A 17,762-nucleotide genomic window follows, 5' to 3' on the forward strand; every position below is an offset into this window, starting at 1 on the left:
ACGTTTTATCAGCTCACGCCGAGACAACGGATAGAATAATTCGATCTAAAAATCACAGATGCTAAAATGCCTACAGGCTGAGGTCTCCTCAGCATGCCTGTACGATGCCGATACCGCGCCGGCAGCAACAGAGAGTACAGCCCGCACTATTCAGTTTACGCCGCTTGATAGGCCGCCCGCGCCCGCAAGATTTCCCTTAATGCGCGACTGAGGGGCTGCAAGATGGGATAGGACCAGACTGTCCAGAGTGAAAGTGAATAGGGAGTAGACTAAAAGTCTGATCGGATGATGCCGTGCTTTTTGACCAGGCGGGAGAACGCCCGGCGCTCTTTACCGGCCAGCTGCGCCGCCCGGGATAAATTACCGCCGGTAGTGCGCAATAACTGCGCGATGTAACTCGATTCAAAGTAGTCTACGGCCAGGCGTTTGGCGTCGCTAAACGGTACGATTGCCTGCTGGGCTCCATTACACCGTCGAGCGGGTCCGTCACCAGCCGGCGATAGATTTGAACAGTGATCCGGGCTTTTATCGGGGCTTTGAAAAATAACCTGCCCATCGGTCAACAAATAGGCCCGGCGGACAAAATTTTCCAGTTCACGGATATTTCCCGGCCAGCCATAACTGATGATGTCCGTAATACTCTGCGGGTGGAAGTGCTTCGATCCCAGCGAGAATTCCTTTTCACTTGCCTGCAAGAAATACGTCACCAGCGCTGGAATGTCCTCCCGTCGTTCTCTCAACGAGGGCATATCCACAATCAATGTGTTGAGCCGGTACATTAAGTCCTGCCGGAATTTTCCAGCCCGCGCCAGCGCCTCGAGGCTTTTGTTCGACGCGGAGACCACGCGCACATCTGCCCGCTTATCCGTGCCGCCACCCAGCTCCCTGTAGGTACCATCCTGAATGAAGCGCAGTAAGGCACCCTGGGCTTTGTAACTCAAGGCGTCGACTTCGTCGAGAAACAGGGTGCCGCCGGATGCCAGCTCGACCAGGCCCGGCTGAGTACCGCGCGCATCGGTATACGCACCGCGGACATGCCCAAACAGTTCGTTTTCGACCAGGAGATCGGGAATCGCACCACAATTCAGCGCCTGGAAAGGCCCGGCTCGCCGGGGCCCTGCGTAGTGCAGCGCGCGCGCGGCAAGTTCTTTACCCGTGCCGGTTTCACCGTTTATCAGTACCGGAACATCGACCTTCGCACACCGCTGAATAGTCTTGAGTATATCGACAAAAGCCTGCGCCGAGCCAATCATGTTTTGGCGCAGTTTCGGATCGACGCCAGCGCTCGCCGGCGCGGCGCCGGCACAGGCAGTTATGCGACGCTCGAGACGTGCCGCCAGCTCCCGGTCATTTTGGGAAAGCACAAAAAAATCCAGACTCCTGGCGAGTATTTGCGGTGCCTGTTCCACAACGATTTTGTGACACACAAGCAGATCGTAGAGTGTTTCACCGGCAACCAGTTCGTGAATCTGCTGTGGGGAAGCTATCTCGTCAATCACCGCAATACAGGGATTGCAGTGACAAAAGGTCGGAACCCTGTTGGGCTCGAACAGACACACCTCATGCTCGATATGCATCGAGTCAAGAATATCGAAAACCCTCTTCTGGGTGTCTTTCGATGCATAACCCGTTAACCAGACTTTTCCCTGTACCATTTTCAGACCCTTTGGATTAGGATCGGCAATACGCTTCCAATATGGCGCGAGTATATCATCGCCCTGCAGGTCATCTCTGTAATAAAAATCACATAGGTTGGCTGTTCCATCGGTTAATATGTCACTGCCGGCACTCGACACCCGGCAGGAGAAGAATGATTAGGATGACAAAATTCTATGCTACATACCATCCATAAAATTTTCGCCAAGTCAGAGGTCAAGCAGATACGAGAAGGTATCGATCAGGCTGCCTGGCAGGACGGAAAACAGTCTGCGGGCGGCCATGCTCTGTTGGTAAAGAATAACCGGCAACTCGACGAGCAGTCCGATATCACCCTCAAGTACGGCCAGTTAATTATAGAACGGTTAAACCAGCATCCTGTATTTATTGCCGCCGCCCTGCCAAAGAAAATCTCCCCACCAAAGTTCAATCAATATAGCGACGGCGGGTACTATGGCCCACATGTCGATAAGTCGGTTATGTTCGTCGATCAGAACGACTATATTCGTACCGATATCTCAGCGACCCTGTTTCTGTCAGAGCCGCGGGAATATCAGGGAGGCGAGCTTGTCATAGAAACCGGTTATGGGCCTGAAGAATTCAAACTCGCCTCCGGCGATATGATTTTGTACCCCTCATCCTATATTCACGAGGTAAGGTCCGTCACTCAAGGTGCGAGGATAGCCGCTTTCTTTTGGGTCGAGAGTTTTGTCGGCAGCAGTGAACGACGGGCCATGCTGTTTGACCTCGACCAAAGTATCCAGAGATTCAGCTGCGAACTCGGTAGCCAGGACAACGAGGTGAAAAAACTGATTCTTCTCTATCACAACCTGGTCCGGATGTGGGCACATACGTGATGCGCCCTATGTCAGCATGGGTTTGTTGACGTCGGTCTCAATCCCCTCACCTTAATCCCAAAGCTTCTTCAATTTCCGGCGCTGGTCTCCCGCTGCGGTTACCACAACGTTGCCACTGGTTTCCACCGTAATTCGCCACAGCGGAGCGTAGTGATGCTTCACGCCCTGAGGCGGCAAGGCGTCGGGTGCCGCCACCGGACCGGGCCATTCGACATCACCAGTGGCGGTGCGGGCAGGAATCAACCAGTAATCGCCGGTCTGATACAGGTGCGCGGTCACATTGCCATCGGCGTCGGGTTGCGGTGGCGGAAACTGAATCTCGACACCGTCTTCCAGCAAGAGCCAACTTTGATCGGTATCCCCTTCCTCGACGTCAATGCCGTATTCACCACCGGATTTATGATCCCATCGGCGCAAATAGGGATGGTTGTCGGCGGCGGCGCCCACCGTAACATCCGGCACACCGCTCAATGTAACCTGCAGGTTCTCGGTATCGACTTCTTTCACCCGGAACAGGCCGCCGGCATTGCCTTTCAAGGTCACGTGGTCGTCCAAAACTTCGACCCAGTCGTTTGGCGACAGTGTAAAGCGGGCATCGCGGCCTAGATGTTCGAGTGAAATTTTCTCACCGCTGATTTCTGTCACCGGAAAAATTACGGCGCCGTTTTCGCGCGACCATTTAAATGTGGGTGCGGCATTGGCAGATGTCACATCGCCACCGCGATGGATTTCAACCCGGTAAAGTTGATTCTCCGGCCCGCGGTAGCTCGCCTCGGGAGAAATCAGGCAGGGCTCGGGGGTCTGCGGCGCCCTGCGCGCACGCGCCCTGAGTTCGCCGCTGCCGGGCCTGGCGCCGGGGCTCAATTTGTTTAGAAAGCTCTCATGATTTCTCTTGAAATCCGCATCTGCATCGCGGTCGTCGATCGGGGCCGTTTTCACCTGCCACACAATTTTTGCCCGCGAGGCGGTATCCGGCCCGGTCAGCGCCTTTTCACGAATATAGTCGTCTTCCACAAAGCTGATATGACGTTCCCATACATCGAGATAAACCAAGTGCTCCCCCGCCTCGAGAGAATCTCCGTCATCCATGGGCAGATCCGGCTGCTCGCGGTAGCGCACCGCTTCGCTGTTCTCGCACAGTATCCCGTCGACATAGTAGGAACCGGGCGCGATCGAAAAGTCCGCGCCGTCGGCGGAGATGGAAAAGTCCGGTCCCTTGGTGCCGTCTACAGTACAGGGGTAACCATGAGGGCCCATCAAATGCGCCCCCATCGCCCGCAACTGGTACAGTAAAATAGATACCTGCTCATTCCAGTCGGCGTCCAGTTGCACCCGGCCCTGCTGCATGAGCACGCGGGAAAAACGTCTGTATGGATCGAAGGTGTCCCGGGTGAAGTCACCTCTGAATTCGCCGCGCATCCCCTTGGTAAACTCTTTATCGTGCATGTCTCTACTCCTGGTTAATGCCTATCCGGAAACTGCGTTTCCGGATAGGCAAGCTGACAGTTTACAGCTCACAGAAAAACCTGTTTTTAAGTGTTTTAGCTGCACACCATAAGCTTTGTCGTTTACTAGTCAGCTAAAATCACATTTATATCCATCCGGGCAGGTAGATATTCATCCAGACGAACACGCAGGTTCGCCATTCGTTGCGGTTGATACAGATCGTGAAAAGCGCCCATCTCCGACTCGTCGTCAGCGCCGCCCTTGATCTCTTCGGCACAGTCGACCGCCAGTTGGCAGTAGGTTGGCATGCCGTAACGGACGCTGTTGAAGCGGGGGCGAACCCGCAGGCGCTCGCGCTCCTTTGCCGCTTCTTTGTCTGCCGGGTTCAGCGCCGGCACATCGACGGCGTTTTCAACCAGATCCGGTTGGCAGCGATAGCGCTTTGGCGTGCGCGAGCCCGGCGCGATATAGCTAAAGCGCAAACAACCCTGCTGGCGTCGCGCGACGCTGATCCGGCCATCGAAGAGCGTATTTTCACCGAGTTCGATGGCGTGGGCATGAATCCGGCCAAACACGGTGCTGCGCCGAATTGTCAGGCAGGCGTGCGCTACCGGGCATCCGGGGGCGCCAATGGCTTCGAATTCACGGTCGGTGGCATCCACAATACTGTCGCTGATGCAGAGTCTGATCGGGTCCAGGCGCACGCCTTCGCCGATCCCCTTACAGGCGGCCAGACTCGCTTCATCGCCCGCCAGGGTTTGTTCGTCAACCTCGTCACCCTCGTCACGGGCGGGTGCCTCGACATCGATAAGCGCGGGGTTCACTTGAATGGAGCCGATGATACTGTGCTCGATGGTCACGCAAACCCTGGGGCTGAAGATTTCCAGGCTCGACTCGGTTGCACGCTGCGGGCCGCAGTCGCTGCCCAGCGACCAGCCCGGCACCAGGGTCGAGTGCCGCAGCGTCAATTCCGTGATGGCGCCGGATACCTGCACACCACGGCCGGTAATCATCACGCCGTCGAGAGTGAAGCGATTGTTTTGCATGCCGTTGACGGTCAGTGAATCCGGCCGATCGGTCTGCCAGTCCAGCAGACGCAGGACCGGACGCTGGCGATTTGCCGCGCGTATCTGCAGACTTTCCTGTCCTTCCCGGTAGGACACGTTGAGTTGTTCTGCGTAGACACCGCTGTCGGTGATTTCAATCACGGCATGGCGCGGGGCATCTTCATTCCATTTTTCCAACGCACCCCTGATGGTCGCAAACGCCTCGTCGCGACCGACACGGAAAATCTCGCAGTCTTCGGGCTGAATAAGACTGCGCTCATACTCGCCGCCGCCGAGGTCCATACTGAAGCCGTAGTGGTAATTCACCCACACTCCGTTTTTGGGAAACTGTCGCGCGGGAAAGGCAATGCGGCCGAGCAGCGGGTCGACAGCGACATACCCCCGCTTTGGCAGGTACTGCCAATCGCTCAGGTCGGCTGCGACAATGCTGTCCAGGGGGACAGGCTCGGGAATCACTTCTTTTCCCCGTGGCTTTTTCTTTCCCACCCAGATGTGCAGGCTCTTGCCCTCCCCGTAGAGCTGGCTTTTGTGGTCTTCGAAAAAGCGCCGCCGCATGGCAACGGGGAGATTGAACTCGCCGGCGATCTGACTGGGATCAGCCTCCGCTTCCGGACGCACGAAAAGGGGGGCATCATTTCCCAATACACTGAAAGTGAAACAGCGCGCAGCGACGGATTCCAGACAATAGGCCGGCGTTTTTGTCACCGGATAGGACCTCAACCGCCAGACAAAAACACCGACGCTGGGAATATTGTGGCGCCCTGGGGTGTGGTGGAAGGTGTGACGGGAGTTGATCCGGCGTATATCGGCGTTGTGGGCGATTTGCTCGAACGGTCCATCGAGCAAATCCAGTGCGCCGCCGCTGCGAAGGTCGGCGGTTTGAGCGCGGTTTTCACCCAGGTGATTAATGGCCTGGCAGCGGTTCAGCAACCGGTAAAACTCCACCGCCCGGGCCGGCCAGCCGGCGACGTCGTTACTCAACAGTTCCAACAGCGCCAGGGTTCCCTTGCGCCGGCGGTAGCGAAGGGTATTGGCGATTTCACGGCGCGGAATCAGTATCTTGTTGCGTTCGCGCCCCTGCCCGGTCTCTGCAGCGCCGGGTTCCCCTGCTTCGCGCACCGGTTCGTAACCCACCAGGTCGCCGATATAAGGTACCGCCCAGTCTTCACTGGTCTCGATAAACCAGTTCTCGTAGAGCTGCGAGATGTTGTCTTCCACAACATTGACCTGTTCGGTGATAACCCGCAGCAGCGCCTTTAAATGCTCCCCCTGTTCGGCATCGCGCAGGCGATACACCAGTGGCAGCAACTCATACAAGCGGTCTTCGCTGATCCTTTTCATAACTCACTCGATCTGGTTTAAAATCAGGGTTTCGGGAACATCCGGCGCTAAAAACGCCAGCTGCGCCGGCCGCATGACCCCATTTTCCAGCGCCGCCAGGTTGACGCTCAACGATGGATTCGGACGCCGCCTTGCTTCACTCTCGGCGATGATCGCCTGCACGGTTTCAGCAATTTCGTCGGGACTTAACAGACGCCGTTCAACGACACCGCTTTCACCGATTGCACTCGCTTTCTTTTCCGGGACACCACCAAAGGTATCCACATCCACATAGTCGACGCCGCGCACAGCCTGCACCACACTGATCACTTCGCTCAACCAGAGATCGCGGCCCAGTTCACTGCGCCCGAAGCTGAAGGCGTCCAACAACGCCGCACGCACGCCGGCTACGACCGGTTCCCATTGATAATCCGGACGGATGCGCACGCGCGCGCTGATCACCACCAGCAACAGTTCGCGCACGGCGAGTCGGATCGGCAGGTGGGGATCGCCAAAATCACTCAACGCGCGGCGCAGGTTTCGAAACAGATCTGAAGTTTCATCGATGGGGATATCGTCGGCGCCGGCAATGGTGACGTGAACAAACTGGCGGCGCCCATCGGTCAATTCCAGGGCGTGGGCCTTGCCGATACCGGCAAAGGTGCGGGAGAAGTCCTGATAATCCCGCACCGACACCAGTCTGTCCAGCGCCTTTACCGCCAGCGGCGCATTCTCCCGCGCCTGATCGCGTCCCTCCCGATCGGCACCCCCGGACGCCCGCAGGGGATTGACGACTGCTTTGACGCCGAGCGGTTTGGTCTGCAACAGTGAAATCTGTTCGGCCTTCACATTGCCCGGTTTGCCGATCCCCGAACGATAGACGGCCCTGATGTTTTCCACGCCCGTAGGCAGGCGGGCACCGCGCTCGCCATTGCCAAAACTGACTGTCGTGTTGTCCTCGTCATCGGTTTGGGTGATAAAGTGCCGATCCGTCGCCTGGCGATCGGCCAGTGTCACCACTTCGTGCCATTGGAGATCGTTGACAAAAACCTCCAGGGTGCTGTCGACACCACTCGGGTTTGACGCCGATACATGGGTCAGCGGTTTTTGCTTGAGGGTAAAGGCCTGCAGTGCGTTGCTGCCGTCACCGCTGCCCAGGACCTCCTGCCGCGTTTCCCCGTGGGTCGCTTTGGCGACATTGCCGTAGAGGGTGACCGTGTCGCGCTTAAAACAATAGGCCAGTTCGCTGGCAAGCTTGATAAAGGTGTGGGTTTTTTCTCCCAGGCGCGCAGTTCCTCTCTCTTCCAGGACCACATCCTGCGTCACCGTGCTCAGCATCGCCAGTTCGCTAAAACGCACTCCGGAGGTTCCATCGAGTTCCCGCTCGCCGGAGACAATTACCCAACGGCCGGCTTCCAGACCGTCGTAGAAGCCGTCGAGTTCGATCAGGTCATCGACACCGCCGCAGATGGGTGTGTCAATCGGCGCTTCGGCCAGTTCCAGTTCTTCGGGCTGGGCGTAGACGCGCGCGCCGCGAATGATATCGATATTCTCTGCGCCGGCGGGGTCCCACCAGTTACCATCAAGGGTAATTCTGGTGGTTTCAGCGCTGAGTCCGTAGGCGTGACGCGAAATGGTCCGGACATCGGTGGCCCTGAAGACACTGTGAATCACCTTGTCAGCGGGGTTTTCGACCACTACATAGTCAGCGGCCAGTATTTGGTCATAGCCTCGATCGAGGTGCAGCACATTCGCCGCTTCGCCGCCGTCGGGCGGCCATTTCTCCCAGGGCTGCGGCATCAGATTTCCCGCCTCCAGATTGGGGCGCGGGTTGCCTTCACCGTCGTCTGTGAAAGTGGGATGATACTGCGGCTGGCGCGGCGCATTGTGACCAAACAACGGCGCTGTCACCCGCAACGCATAGATTTTGACAGGACTGTCCCGAGTCACCCGGGCGTTTGCCGCGGCATCGACCAGCGTATCACGCAGCGGCCGCGACAGGCTGCCCAGCACCCGGTAGCCGGACTCGGCCCCGGCTTTGAATTGCTCTCCCAGCGCCCGGCTGAGGCGCAATCGGTTGGCCGGTTGCAGGGAGGGCCGCAGTGTGAGGTCTTTGATCAGCTCAACCGTGTTCACCAGCGGCGGGACGGCAGCGGGCGCCAGCGGCTGCAGGGCAATCCGGGTGCGATCGGCAACGATATCGGGTTCAATCTCTTTTACCCGCCGAAACAGCGGCTCCGACCCGAAGCCATTATCCAACAGCAGGGGATCATTGATCTGTAAGCCGGTATTGGTGCCTTTGAGGTAAACCGTCTGGCGCGGATCATTGGCGATCATTTGCGCCGTCTGTGGTTGCGATAGTCGCGGTCTGAGATTGTTCCACTGCTGCCGCGCCTTCAGTTCCTCGCCGGTCTCGAAAGACTGCGGCAACTCGCCGGGCCCGGGCACGCTCTGGGCGCGGCTGCCGATGGGAATCGTGACCTCCCCGGCGGTGTTGTCATCGATGGTATAGGCGAGAAACACACTGGCAGCCACACCCGGCCTGAGCCGGTAACCGACCAGCCGCGCCAGTTCCAGAATCGAGCGCCGCTCGCCGGCGGTGCGCAGGTAACCCTCATTGGCGATCCGCTCCTGGTAGAACGTCAATACATCCGCCACTGTCGCCCAGGCATCGAGCAGGGCGATCGCCGGATCGTCCGGGTCCCGCGTCGTCAGTCCGGCAAGCTCGGGGAATGCGGCGCCGGAGAGACGCGCCTTCATGGTTTCGAGAAAGCTGCCATGGGTACCCGCGCGATAGCGCAGCTGATCCAGCCCCGGACGGTTGTACGTCGCCACGGGCGTCAATAGTTCAAGCCCTTCACAACAGCCGCAGGCTTCGCTGTCCTTGAATTCAGGGTGGCAGCAGTCGCAACATCGTGTGTTCATCGTCCACCTCCCACTGTCAGTGTCAGTCTGCCGTTCTCGGGCTGGCTGGGGTCACTGTCCAGGCGCGCCACCTCAAAAGGCCCCAGCGGCAGAACGCCGTTTTCTATCTCCTGATTCGGGGGTTGGTGCTGGCGCTGCAGCTTTGTCACCTGCACGCTTTGCACACCGGCAACCGCCTGGGCAACCGCCACCAGCCGACTCAGGTGGATATCCTCGCCAAAGGTGAGGTTGTCGGGGTGAAAGAATCCCAACTTGCCGTCAGCCAGCCGGCGGTTACTGAGCAGATCCAACAGTGCCGCTTTGACGTGGCCGCGCAGGTAATTCGGCAGGACGCATACCCGTATCTCGATATCCAGCGGTACCTTGCGCGCGGATTTCACCACCAGGTCGTGGCCGATACGGCGGTAGCGATGCAGTTTCGCCGCAACTGCGGCTATCAGTTCGGGACCGGCCTCATCACTGCCGTAAGGGTCCACCGCCACCAGAACTTCATACCAGCTGCCGTTCCAGCGCAGTCGCGCGGCGGCTCTCTGCACCTGGTGTTTGAATTCACGCGCAACGATAGCGGCGTAATCTTCGGCGGTGATGGCGCGCTGGAGATCGCGGCGAAAGGTATGCGGCGCAAACAGTTTCACTTCAGCGAGCGTTTCCGCCTCGGTACCGCCGCGGGCCGGTAAGGGGTTGCGCGCATTCAAAGTAACACCGCTCAAAAGGGAGCGAAACACCAGGTGGGAGATAGCTTCAGCCCCGACATTACCCGCCACCCCGTTGCCCACTCTATAGCTGCTGTCGAACTTCATACCGGCATCGGGTTTTTCACCGGCTTCATCGTCGCCAAAACGCAAGTGCGCGCGCCCGTCCTCATCGATCTCGGCGACGAAATGGTGATCTTCCGGACCACTGGCAAACAGATCGCGCCGCACGCTCCAGTGAAATACAACATCCTGTTCGAGGTAACTGGTGAGCGCAACCTGTGGCAGAGCCTGGCGCACATCCTGATCGAGCGCCTGCGCCGCCGGCAGCGCAGGCGCGAGAGGCTGGCTGAAAGTCAGGGGCGCTCGCGACAAATAAGGGCGATAGCGGGCCGCCGTTAACCGGGTGTCTCCCACCACACCCTCACCTTTGCAACAGGCCCGGGTGTCGTCGACCGGGACACTGCCCAGACCCTCGGCCCGGGATCTGCCGTGGTCCACCAGAATCACGTTGCCGCAGGCAATACTGACAGGGTTGATCATCTCGCAGTCGGGCGGCGGTCCGAGCGACGAAATACACAGCGCAAACGGCAGCCTGTCTGCCTCCCCCCACTCGATATGCACCACCGGACAGCCGTTGAGTGGATCGATGCCCGCCTCGACCGCGCTCAGACGCACAGCGTGGCGGTGTTTGGGGTCCGCATCGCCGGGCATACCCGTCGTGGGTCCGACTATCTCCTCAAACATCAGGACATCACCCGGTTTCAGATAGAGCCTTGGCGGCGGGTTGGGCGCCGGTGCAACCGCCGGGTCCTCTGCGGCCGGGGCGGCGAGACCGTCCGGCGGACTCTGTTCCCGGTCTTGCGGATACGGGCGATCCGCGTCCTGCCGCTCGTCCGGTTCGCCATCCGCTTCACAGGGCGGTTGCGCGGGCGCGGTGCCGGCCGCCAGCTCACCGGCGAGCGTGGCCCGCACCGCGCCCTTCGGCAGACAGCATTCTTTATCCCCCCAGTCGTAGAACCGTATCTTGTTGTGATTGCGGTAAATCGAAATACTGCCATCAACCATGGGCTCGAACACTTCATAATCAGCCGGCGAAATTGAGGCAATGTCCTGTTCCGTGATTACCTTTCCCAAGCCCTGCAAAGCGCCGCCGGTAATAAAATACATATCGCCGGGGTCGAGCTGTTCCAGATCCGTGTCGGTCTGGACACAGACCCAGGTGCGGGCGTTGCAGCCCTCGTGCATGGGATAATCGACCAGCCGCGCGTGCCGGCGCACGGAGATGCGCTTGCGCGCCGTGCCGAGATAGGCCTCGGTGGCGACAGCGTCCTGGTAGTAGCTCAGATGATCGCCCGCATAGGCCAGCACCTCGGCCAGGGCGATGCCGATGTCCGGCACATGCCTTTCGCGCCACTGCGGCATCACCAGCGCGAGGCGGTCGAGAATCAGCTGGCGAAAACTGCCGTAGTCTTTGGCCAGGTAATTGATATCGGGCTCGCCGACAGGTTCAACGGGACAGGGCGGCGCCGGCAGACAATCGAGATCGCCGGGGCAATCGGCTTTGAAACTGAACACCAGGCGGTCGTAGCGGGGATCGAAGGCGGAGTGCGGTTGCCATTGTCCGTCTTCGCGCCGTTCCACGACCCGCAAGGTATAGCTTGAAAAATCACCGGCGCGATCGACGCTCACCAGCATGTAATCGTCGAGTTCGACACTGCGATACGTGTGCACGTCCACACTGACAACATTGATGTCGCGGATACGGCTGCCGCCCTCGATTTTCACATTCGCGGGGGTCAGGGCGACCGGTGCCTTGCCGAGAAAGTACACGCGCAGGAGACGCTGTCCGGCCAGGCTGGGCTCATCCCCGGAGAGCTCCCCCACCTCCAGGTAATCCAAACCGTTCAACTGCTGCTGGCGACGTACCCGTTCGCGGCGCATCTCGCTGCGGCATATCAGCTCTTTCCGTATCAGCCCACTCCGTATCAGCCCACTCCGTATCAGCCCACTCATAGTGCCGTACTCCGTGTGAAAGTTTCACTGCGCGCTTCATCGCTGTTTCTGACCCGATACCGGACCTCGACCCGCAGGCTCGCCTCGTCACTGGTCGCGATTAACTCCAGCACCTCGATCAGATCACCGAGCCACTGCTGTAACCCGGCCTGTGTCGTCATTTGCACGGTCGCCGCCAGTTCCGGGCTGTTGGGGGCAAAGATCAACTGCAATAACCCACTGCCGAAATCCGGCCGGTTGACGCGTTCACCGGCGTTGGTAAACAGGAACTGCTCGATCATGTCGCGGATGTGATCGTCATCGGCGGCGGCGGCGGTGCGCCCGCGGCTGTCGAAATGAAAGGGATAGTCGATATTCATAGTGACCTCACAGGGCGCTGACCCGTGTCTGGGTTGCTGCGATAACAAGCGGTGTGCCGGTGGGTGTACAAATTCCCTGGCTGCTCTGCACCAACAGCGGCTGGCCGTTCGAAAACACCCGAGTGCTCCCACTTACCCACTGGGCCGTCACGCAGGGCCCGTTGGCACCGGGTGGCGGCGGCAGGGTGCAGCCTGCAACCGCGTAGGGCGTGGTCATCAACACAGTCGGTTGCGCGCTGACGGTGACGCGGGGGTTGGGTGCGGTCGGTGTCGCCTGCCCCGCGTGCGAACAGAGCACCTGCGCCCCGACATGAACTAAAAAACCCGGCATAGCTGCCTCCTCAGGTAACCACCAAAGCGCCGTTGTTGACGGTGACCGCCGGCCCCACCAGGTTAATCGAAGCGCCTTTACCGTTATTGATATAAATGCCCGTATCGTTGACGACAATGGTCGCCCCGGTGGCGCTCTTCAGCACGATCCCGCCGGATATGGGCGTCGGCACAGAATCGCTGACAGCCAGCATATTCTGCAGCGTTGTCTGGATAACCACGTTCTGGCCGGGAGGAATGGCCGGCGGCACCGTTGCCGTCGGCGGCACATCGGCAGCGCTGTTCCAGCGGCCGCCGGTCCAGATCGGCCGGTTGGGATCGCCCTGTTCAAATTCGACCCAGACGGCGGCCCCGATAGGCGGTACGGCAAAGATTCCCGCCGTGGTGCCGGGCAGGCCGGAAAACGGCGCACAGCACTCCGCCCAGGTACTCGGCGACAGGCCCAGTACATCCGGTATCGTCAGTTGCAACCGGCCGCGGTATTCGAGATCGATATTGTTGAACACCGTAGCGCGGTATTTGCCTAAAAACTGTTGTGTCATGGCATCACCGCCGGTGTGTTGGAAATCAGGCCGTCGCGGGAGAGGGTGAAGTTTTGCTTGTATTCTCCCCGCTTGAGATTGTGGGTAACGCTGTCGACATAATAGAGTCCGTCGTAGGTTACCCCGGCGCCGCGCACGCCCACCAGGGACCTTCCCCTCAACATCTGCCCGTAACGGGCGACATCGAGCGAGCCGTTGGCGGTGACCGCCGAGGACGATTGAATACCGCGGGCAACCATCTGCCGCAGCGCTTCGGTCAATTCCAGCCCCGCCGAGTCGCGGTTAAAAGTAACCTTCGCCGGGGGATGCGGGCGGGCGCCCAGCGGCGGTTTGAAAATATTAATGTCGGGCATAGGCACGGGTATGGGTATTCTGCCGGTGGCCGGGTCGAGCACATTGGTGATGTCGAGTCGCTTCTGCATCCCGTTCAGGCTAAAGCTCAGGGATTCAACATTGGTATGGGCGTCCAGGTTGATACTCAGCGCGGACTGCGGCACCGGCACGTTAAGATCGGGACCAAAATAAGCAATACTCTGACCGGGCAGCGGCCCGGGCTGAATATAAAAAACAAAACCGTTGCGTTGCGCCAGACCGCGGATATGATCGAGATCGCTGCCGGTTTGAGAATCGAAGCTACTCGTAGGCGACTGCACCGTGGGAATAAAGGGCGGGATAACCAGGGGAATAATGCCCAGAAAGGCGTATTTGGCCAGTATCAGATTGACTTGCGCCACATCCGGTATGGCCGGATAGGGGATGGCGATCTCCAGCAAATCCATGGCGACGGTAAGATCATCGCCCGTCACTGTCAGGGTCGATTGTCCCGGCTCGTTGCTCGGCTGCAGGTCCTGGCGCGTGATAAATCCGTCCATAATGACATTGGGTATACCGTTGAGCGTCACGGTAATAATCACCCGCGTAGTGATCGGGTCAAAATAGCCGGCGGGCAGCAGCCCGAGCTGCAGCGGCGATGTCTTGCCCACGGCGAACGTCAGCTGAAAGCCGCTGCGATCGCGCGAGTTGGTGACCTGCACACTTTGCAGCGCCTCCATCACCGGCAGCGGCGCCGGCACCGCAACGGCCGGTCCGATCATCAACGTGAGATAAGCGTTACTGAACAACATTGGGCAACCCCGGCACCCCGTTGGGTAGGGCGATCCGCAGACGCCGGCCGATTTCCGCGGTCAAAGCGGGCGGATTCATCGCCCGGTTGGCATCGGCTATGCGCCAGAACTGCAACGGGTCATTGAGATAGCGCGCAGTAATATTATCGAGCCGGTCCCCATCTTCGACGCGGTGCTCCTGGAGCACGGCGAAACGTTCGGGCGGCGGCAAAAAACGACGTTTTAAATAGACGATCTCGCGCCCTTGCGCGGTTTCGAGGGTATCCGTGCCAATGCCGTAGTAGCGACTGGTCGGCGGAAAAGATAGCGTCGGGGTGCCGTTCATAGCTGTAATCCTGCAATGATATTTTGCGCGTTGTTACCGGTATTAGTGGTGGCCAGCACTTCCTTCGCCACCTGATGGGCCAGGGACAGCGAGTGGCCCGGGTGCAGGACACTCAAGTCCTGGTAACTGAGCACATTCATGCTGAGTTCGACCTGTGCCCGGATCGGGTTGAGCAGCGGATCGTAGGCCTCTTCGGTGATACTGAAACCGGTGAGCCGCACCGGCAGAACCCGCTGGGGCCCCCACACAAAGAGTACGAAAGGCCCCTCCATCGGCAGAATTTCTATGGTGCCCAGCAAAGACAGTGCTGTATTGGCAACGACCATCGCGCTTTTGGGGTAGAGCATGACTTCGAGGGCCGCAAGGGCCGGGTGAATCCCCAGAGTCGCCGCCGCGGTATCGCCCTGTTCCAGTTGATCCGCCGCGTCGATTTCGATGCTGACGGTAATCGTCTCGCGCGGCGGCCCGCTCAAACGGGTGGCTTCTCCCGGGTCACCCTCGCCGCCGGCCGTGCGCGCTTCCAGGCGCCGGGTCATGGTTTCCGGGTTGTACTGGAAGACGATAATGCCGGCCAGTGGATTGAGCGGATCAATGCCGACTAAAGCGCCTTTGATCAAGCGGGGCGATCCCGGAAAAGTTGTCATAAAATTCCCTCTTAAACTACATCGCTGCCGACACTTCAGGCAGCAAACTGTTTTTAAGACACGGCTTTGGCAAATTCCGAAAAGGAATCAGCGTTATCCAGTGAATCAGTGGCTGAACCGTTTCCAGCCGGTACGAGCGTACTGAACCCCGATTGATGGCGATAAAACTTATCCGATACCCCGAAGTGATGAATAAACTCATGTAACATGGTGCCACTCTTATCCGAATCGCATTGGAAAAATGCGGCACACAAACGGACAACGGCTCCCGGGCCCGCCGCCCCGCAAGTCCAGGCGGAGGTGAAGGTTGTACAATTCGGAACAGCCGCGCACGGATCCGGGCCGGCGCATGCTGCCGGAAACGGCACCGGCGTGGTACACGCTATGCTGGCAGTGCGATACAGATCGACACGCGCAGGTACGAACACATCTCTAACTTGAGTAGCGAGCCCGACATTAACGGCACCGGGGGTGTTGCCGGGATTAAAATTGGCTCGCAAAGCGGACCGCACTCTGGAAGAGAGGGCTCCTCTACCAATATCGGCGTTCAACAAGGCGATGGCTTTCTGGGCCAGCGACGCAGCGCCCGCGATGGCAGCACGACCGGTGTCTCTCTGCTGGTTAGAGCAACCGGCGGTGGGAATATGGCCAAGCAATGACCCCAATGCCTGAGCATATTCCGACCCGGTAAGATCGCGTCTTATATCCTCGAGCATAACGCCGTAACCTTTCGCCGCATAAGCATCTATGACAGTCTGCAGCCTGAGACCGGGATTGGGGTCATTTTGAATTTCGGTCAGGGCGGCAAACAACCGCTCTTCATCGGTTCCCGCACCTTCAATGGACAATTTGATCTCGTCCTCCAGTGGCAGTACACCCTGTTGCCTCAGCGTTTCTGTCGCTGATCGTTCCGCACCGCTCAGTTCAGCGTTTAACCGATCGCGTAGAGACTCACCGTACATAGCCTGATAAGCGGCATTGATAAGCGCCAGTTCAGCCGGCGTGCGACCGGTGAGAACCGCCTGTATTTCCAACTCACCGGTGCCGATCCTCTCCACGGCATGGCGCAGGCGCACAGCGATGCGCTGGGGATCCAACAAAGGGTGTAACAGGCGTTGGGCGCGCGTGTACTCAGCATCGTTAAGTTCATCGCGCAGTCTCACATCCAGGGCGAAACCCGTGAGTAGCCTAAAGCGTGTTTCAATCGCCCGCAGTTCCGCATTACTGCGGCCGGTCAGGGCCGCGTAGATGGCATCCTCGTCCGTCCCCAGCCCCGCCATGGCCGCTTCCAGTCGGTTGGCGATAACTGTGGCCCGATCCGCGCCGGTAACCGCCCCGCCGGCGGCGCCGGGCAGGAGTGTCTGCAGGTATTGCCACTCCCGATCGTTGAGTTCTTCGCGCAGATCGGTGAGCAGTGCATTGCCTCTCAGTGAGCGGTAGGCCGTTTGCACATCGTTCCACTGGGCGGCGGTCTTTCCCGCAACGGCACTGTAGATTGCCGATTCATCCGTGCCCAAACCGCGCATCGCATCCCACAACCGGCGCGCCGTCTCCGTCGCCGCGGTCTCGCCGCCCAACAGGGATAAGGCCCTTGAAAGATCCCGGCCGGACAATTCATCGCGCAGCCTGGCCTCCAGTGTCTCGCCGCCGGACAGACGCCGGTAAGCGGCTTTGATCGCGTTGATTTCAGCAGGGGTGCGACCGGTGAGCGCATTAAAAATCGCATCTTCATCGGTGCCCAATCCCTGCACTGCAGAGCGCAGTATCGAGGCAATCTGCTCTATCGCCGTTCTCGCCTGATAGGCGGGCGCGGCGGTCCTGGTGCCGGTAACACCAGACGCCGGCAGGCGGCCGGTCTCGGCAAAGTGGTCGGCCTCCCTTTCATAGGCGTCACCCGGTGTCGAACGGTAGCCCGCCGGCGGCCCGTTGTCCCGGTGTTGCTGGTGCACATGGGCTAATTCGTGAGCCAGTAACTTTCTGCCGCTGGCGGTGCCGGTTTGAAAGGCGTCATTGCCGAAGTAGATATTGGCTCCCGATGTCACGGCAACGGCGCCCTGGGAGGCGGTAAAGTTCGCACTGGAACCATTGTCGTGTATCCGGACCCGATCGATCAAAGAACCCAAACTCGGCCTGAACAGGTTTTGCAGATTTTTCGACAAGGCCCGGCCACTGCCAGTGACCGACGCAGGTTCCGTTCCGGCTGTTTCACCGCCACTGGATTCCCGGCGTTGTATGACCGGTTTCTTCTTGGCGCAGGCACCGCATTCACCCCCACCGGGCGCCTTGTTCCCGCAGGCACACTTGCGTTGCAGGACACTTCGCCCGGGGAAAGCGCCGGGCTGCGACGACTGGTTTGCGGTGGATCTACTTTTCCCTATATTCATTTTTCAAAATACCGATAAACAGTCTTGTCAATACATTGATAATCCGCAGCGAACCAGGCCGGGTTGCATAGCCCG

At 59.2% G+C, this 17,762-nt stretch carries 13 protein-coding genes; 1 reads left to right on the plus strand and 12 read right to left on the minus strand.

Annotation, left to right across the window (positions count from 1 at the left end):
* Positions 1 to 269: 269 nt before the first annotated feature.
* Complete coding sequence (locus tag FKG94_RS06945) at positions 270 to 1,655, minus strand: sigma 54-interacting transcriptional regulator (RefSeq protein WP_218943463.1); 1,386 nt, start codon at positions 1,653 to 1,655, stop codon at positions 270 to 272.
* Positions 1,656 to 1,832: 177 nt separating this feature from the next.
* On the opposite strand from FKG94_RS06945, the gene FKG94_RS06950 reads away from it, so the two are divergent.
* The gene (locus FKG94_RS06950) at positions 1,833 to 2,513 is read left to right on the plus strand and encodes a Fe2+-dependent dioxygenase (protein WP_142903488.1); all 681 of its coding nucleotides are present in this window, start codon (positions 1,833 to 1,835) and stop codon (positions 2,511 to 2,513) included.
* 51 nt (positions 2,514 to 2,564) lie between these two features.
* On the opposite strand, the gene FKG94_RS06955 is transcribed toward FKG94_RS06950, so the two are convergent.
* From FKG94_RS06955 to FKG94_RS07005, 11 genes are all read right to left on the minus strand, one after another.
* Complete coding sequence (locus FKG94_RS06955) at positions 2,565 to 3,959, minus strand: DUF6519 domain-containing protein (protein WP_142903489.1); 1,395 nt, start codon at positions 3,957 to 3,959, stop codon at positions 2,565 to 2,567.
* 125 nt (positions 3,960 to 4,084) lie between these two features.
* Entirely contained in the window at positions 4,085 to 6,367 is a 2,283-nt protein-coding gene (locus tag FKG94_RS06960; RefSeq protein ID WP_142903490.1) for a hypothetical protein, read from the minus strand.
* Positions 6,368 to 6,370: 3 nt separating this feature from the next.
* On the minus strand, positions 6,371 to 9,271 hold the full coding sequence (locus FKG94_RS06965) for a putative baseplate assembly protein (RefSeq protein ID WP_142903491.1): 2,901 nt from the start codon (positions 9,269 to 9,271) through the stop codon (positions 6,371 to 6,373).
* Positions 9,268 to 11,979, minus strand: a complete 2,712-nt coding sequence (locus tag FKG94_RS06970) for a putative baseplate assembly protein (RefSeq protein ID WP_142903492.1) — start codon at positions 11,977 to 11,979, stop codon at positions 9,268 to 9,270. Before FKG94_RS06970 ends, FKG94_RS06965 begins: the two co-directional genes overlap by 4 nt.
* On the minus strand, positions 11,976 to 12,338 hold the full coding sequence (locus FKG94_RS06975; RefSeq protein WP_142903493.1) for a GPW/gp25 family protein: 363 nt from the start codon (positions 12,336 to 12,338) through the stop codon (positions 11,976 to 11,978). The genes FKG94_RS06970 and FKG94_RS06975 overlap by 4 nt, the downstream gene beginning before the upstream one ends.
* A gap of 7 nt (positions 12,339 to 12,345) precedes the next feature.
* Complete coding sequence (locus FKG94_RS06980; RefSeq protein ID WP_142903494.1) at positions 12,346 to 12,669, minus strand: hypothetical protein; 324 nt, start codon at positions 12,667 to 12,669, stop codon at positions 12,346 to 12,348.
* A 10-nt stretch (positions 12,670 to 12,679) separates the two neighbouring features.
* Positions 12,680 to 13,210, minus strand: coding sequence for a phage baseplate assembly protein V (locus FKG94_RS06985; RefSeq protein WP_142903495.1), 531 nt, complete (start codon positions 13,208 to 13,210; stop codon positions 12,680 to 12,682).
* Positions 13,207 to 14,334 (minus strand): hypothetical protein, encoded by a 1,128-nt coding sequence (locus tag FKG94_RS06990; protein WP_142903496.1) that lies wholly within the window; start codon positions 14,332 to 14,334, stop codon positions 13,207 to 13,209. The genes FKG94_RS06985 and FKG94_RS06990 overlap by 4 nt, the downstream gene beginning before the upstream one ends.
* Positions 14,321 to 14,659: a LysM domain-containing protein gene (locus FKG94_RS06995; protein WP_142903497.1), complete on the minus strand. Its 339-nt coding sequence runs from the start codon at positions 14,657 to 14,659 to the stop codon at positions 14,321 to 14,323. Before FKG94_RS06995 ends, FKG94_RS06990 begins: the two co-directional genes overlap by 14 nt.
* A complete protein-coding gene (locus FKG94_RS07000) occupies positions 14,656 to 15,303 on the minus strand; it encodes a hypothetical protein (protein ID WP_142903498.1) in 648 nt (215 codons plus the stop codon). Before FKG94_RS07000 ends, FKG94_RS06995 begins: the two co-directional genes overlap by 4 nt.
* A gap of 53 nt (positions 15,304 to 15,356) precedes the next feature.
* Complete coding sequence (locus FKG94_RS07005) at positions 15,357 to 17,687, minus strand: eCIS core domain-containing protein (RefSeq protein WP_142903499.1); 2,331 nt, start codon at positions 17,685 to 17,687, stop codon at positions 15,357 to 15,359.
* Positions 17,688 to 17,762: the final 75 nt, after the last annotated feature.

The sequence above is a fragment of the Exilibacterium tricleocarpae genome (genome assembly GCF_007004655.1).
Classification (GTDB): domain Bacteria; phylum Pseudomonadota; class Gammaproteobacteria; order Pseudomonadales; family Cellvibrionaceae; genus Exilibacterium; species Exilibacterium tricleocarpae.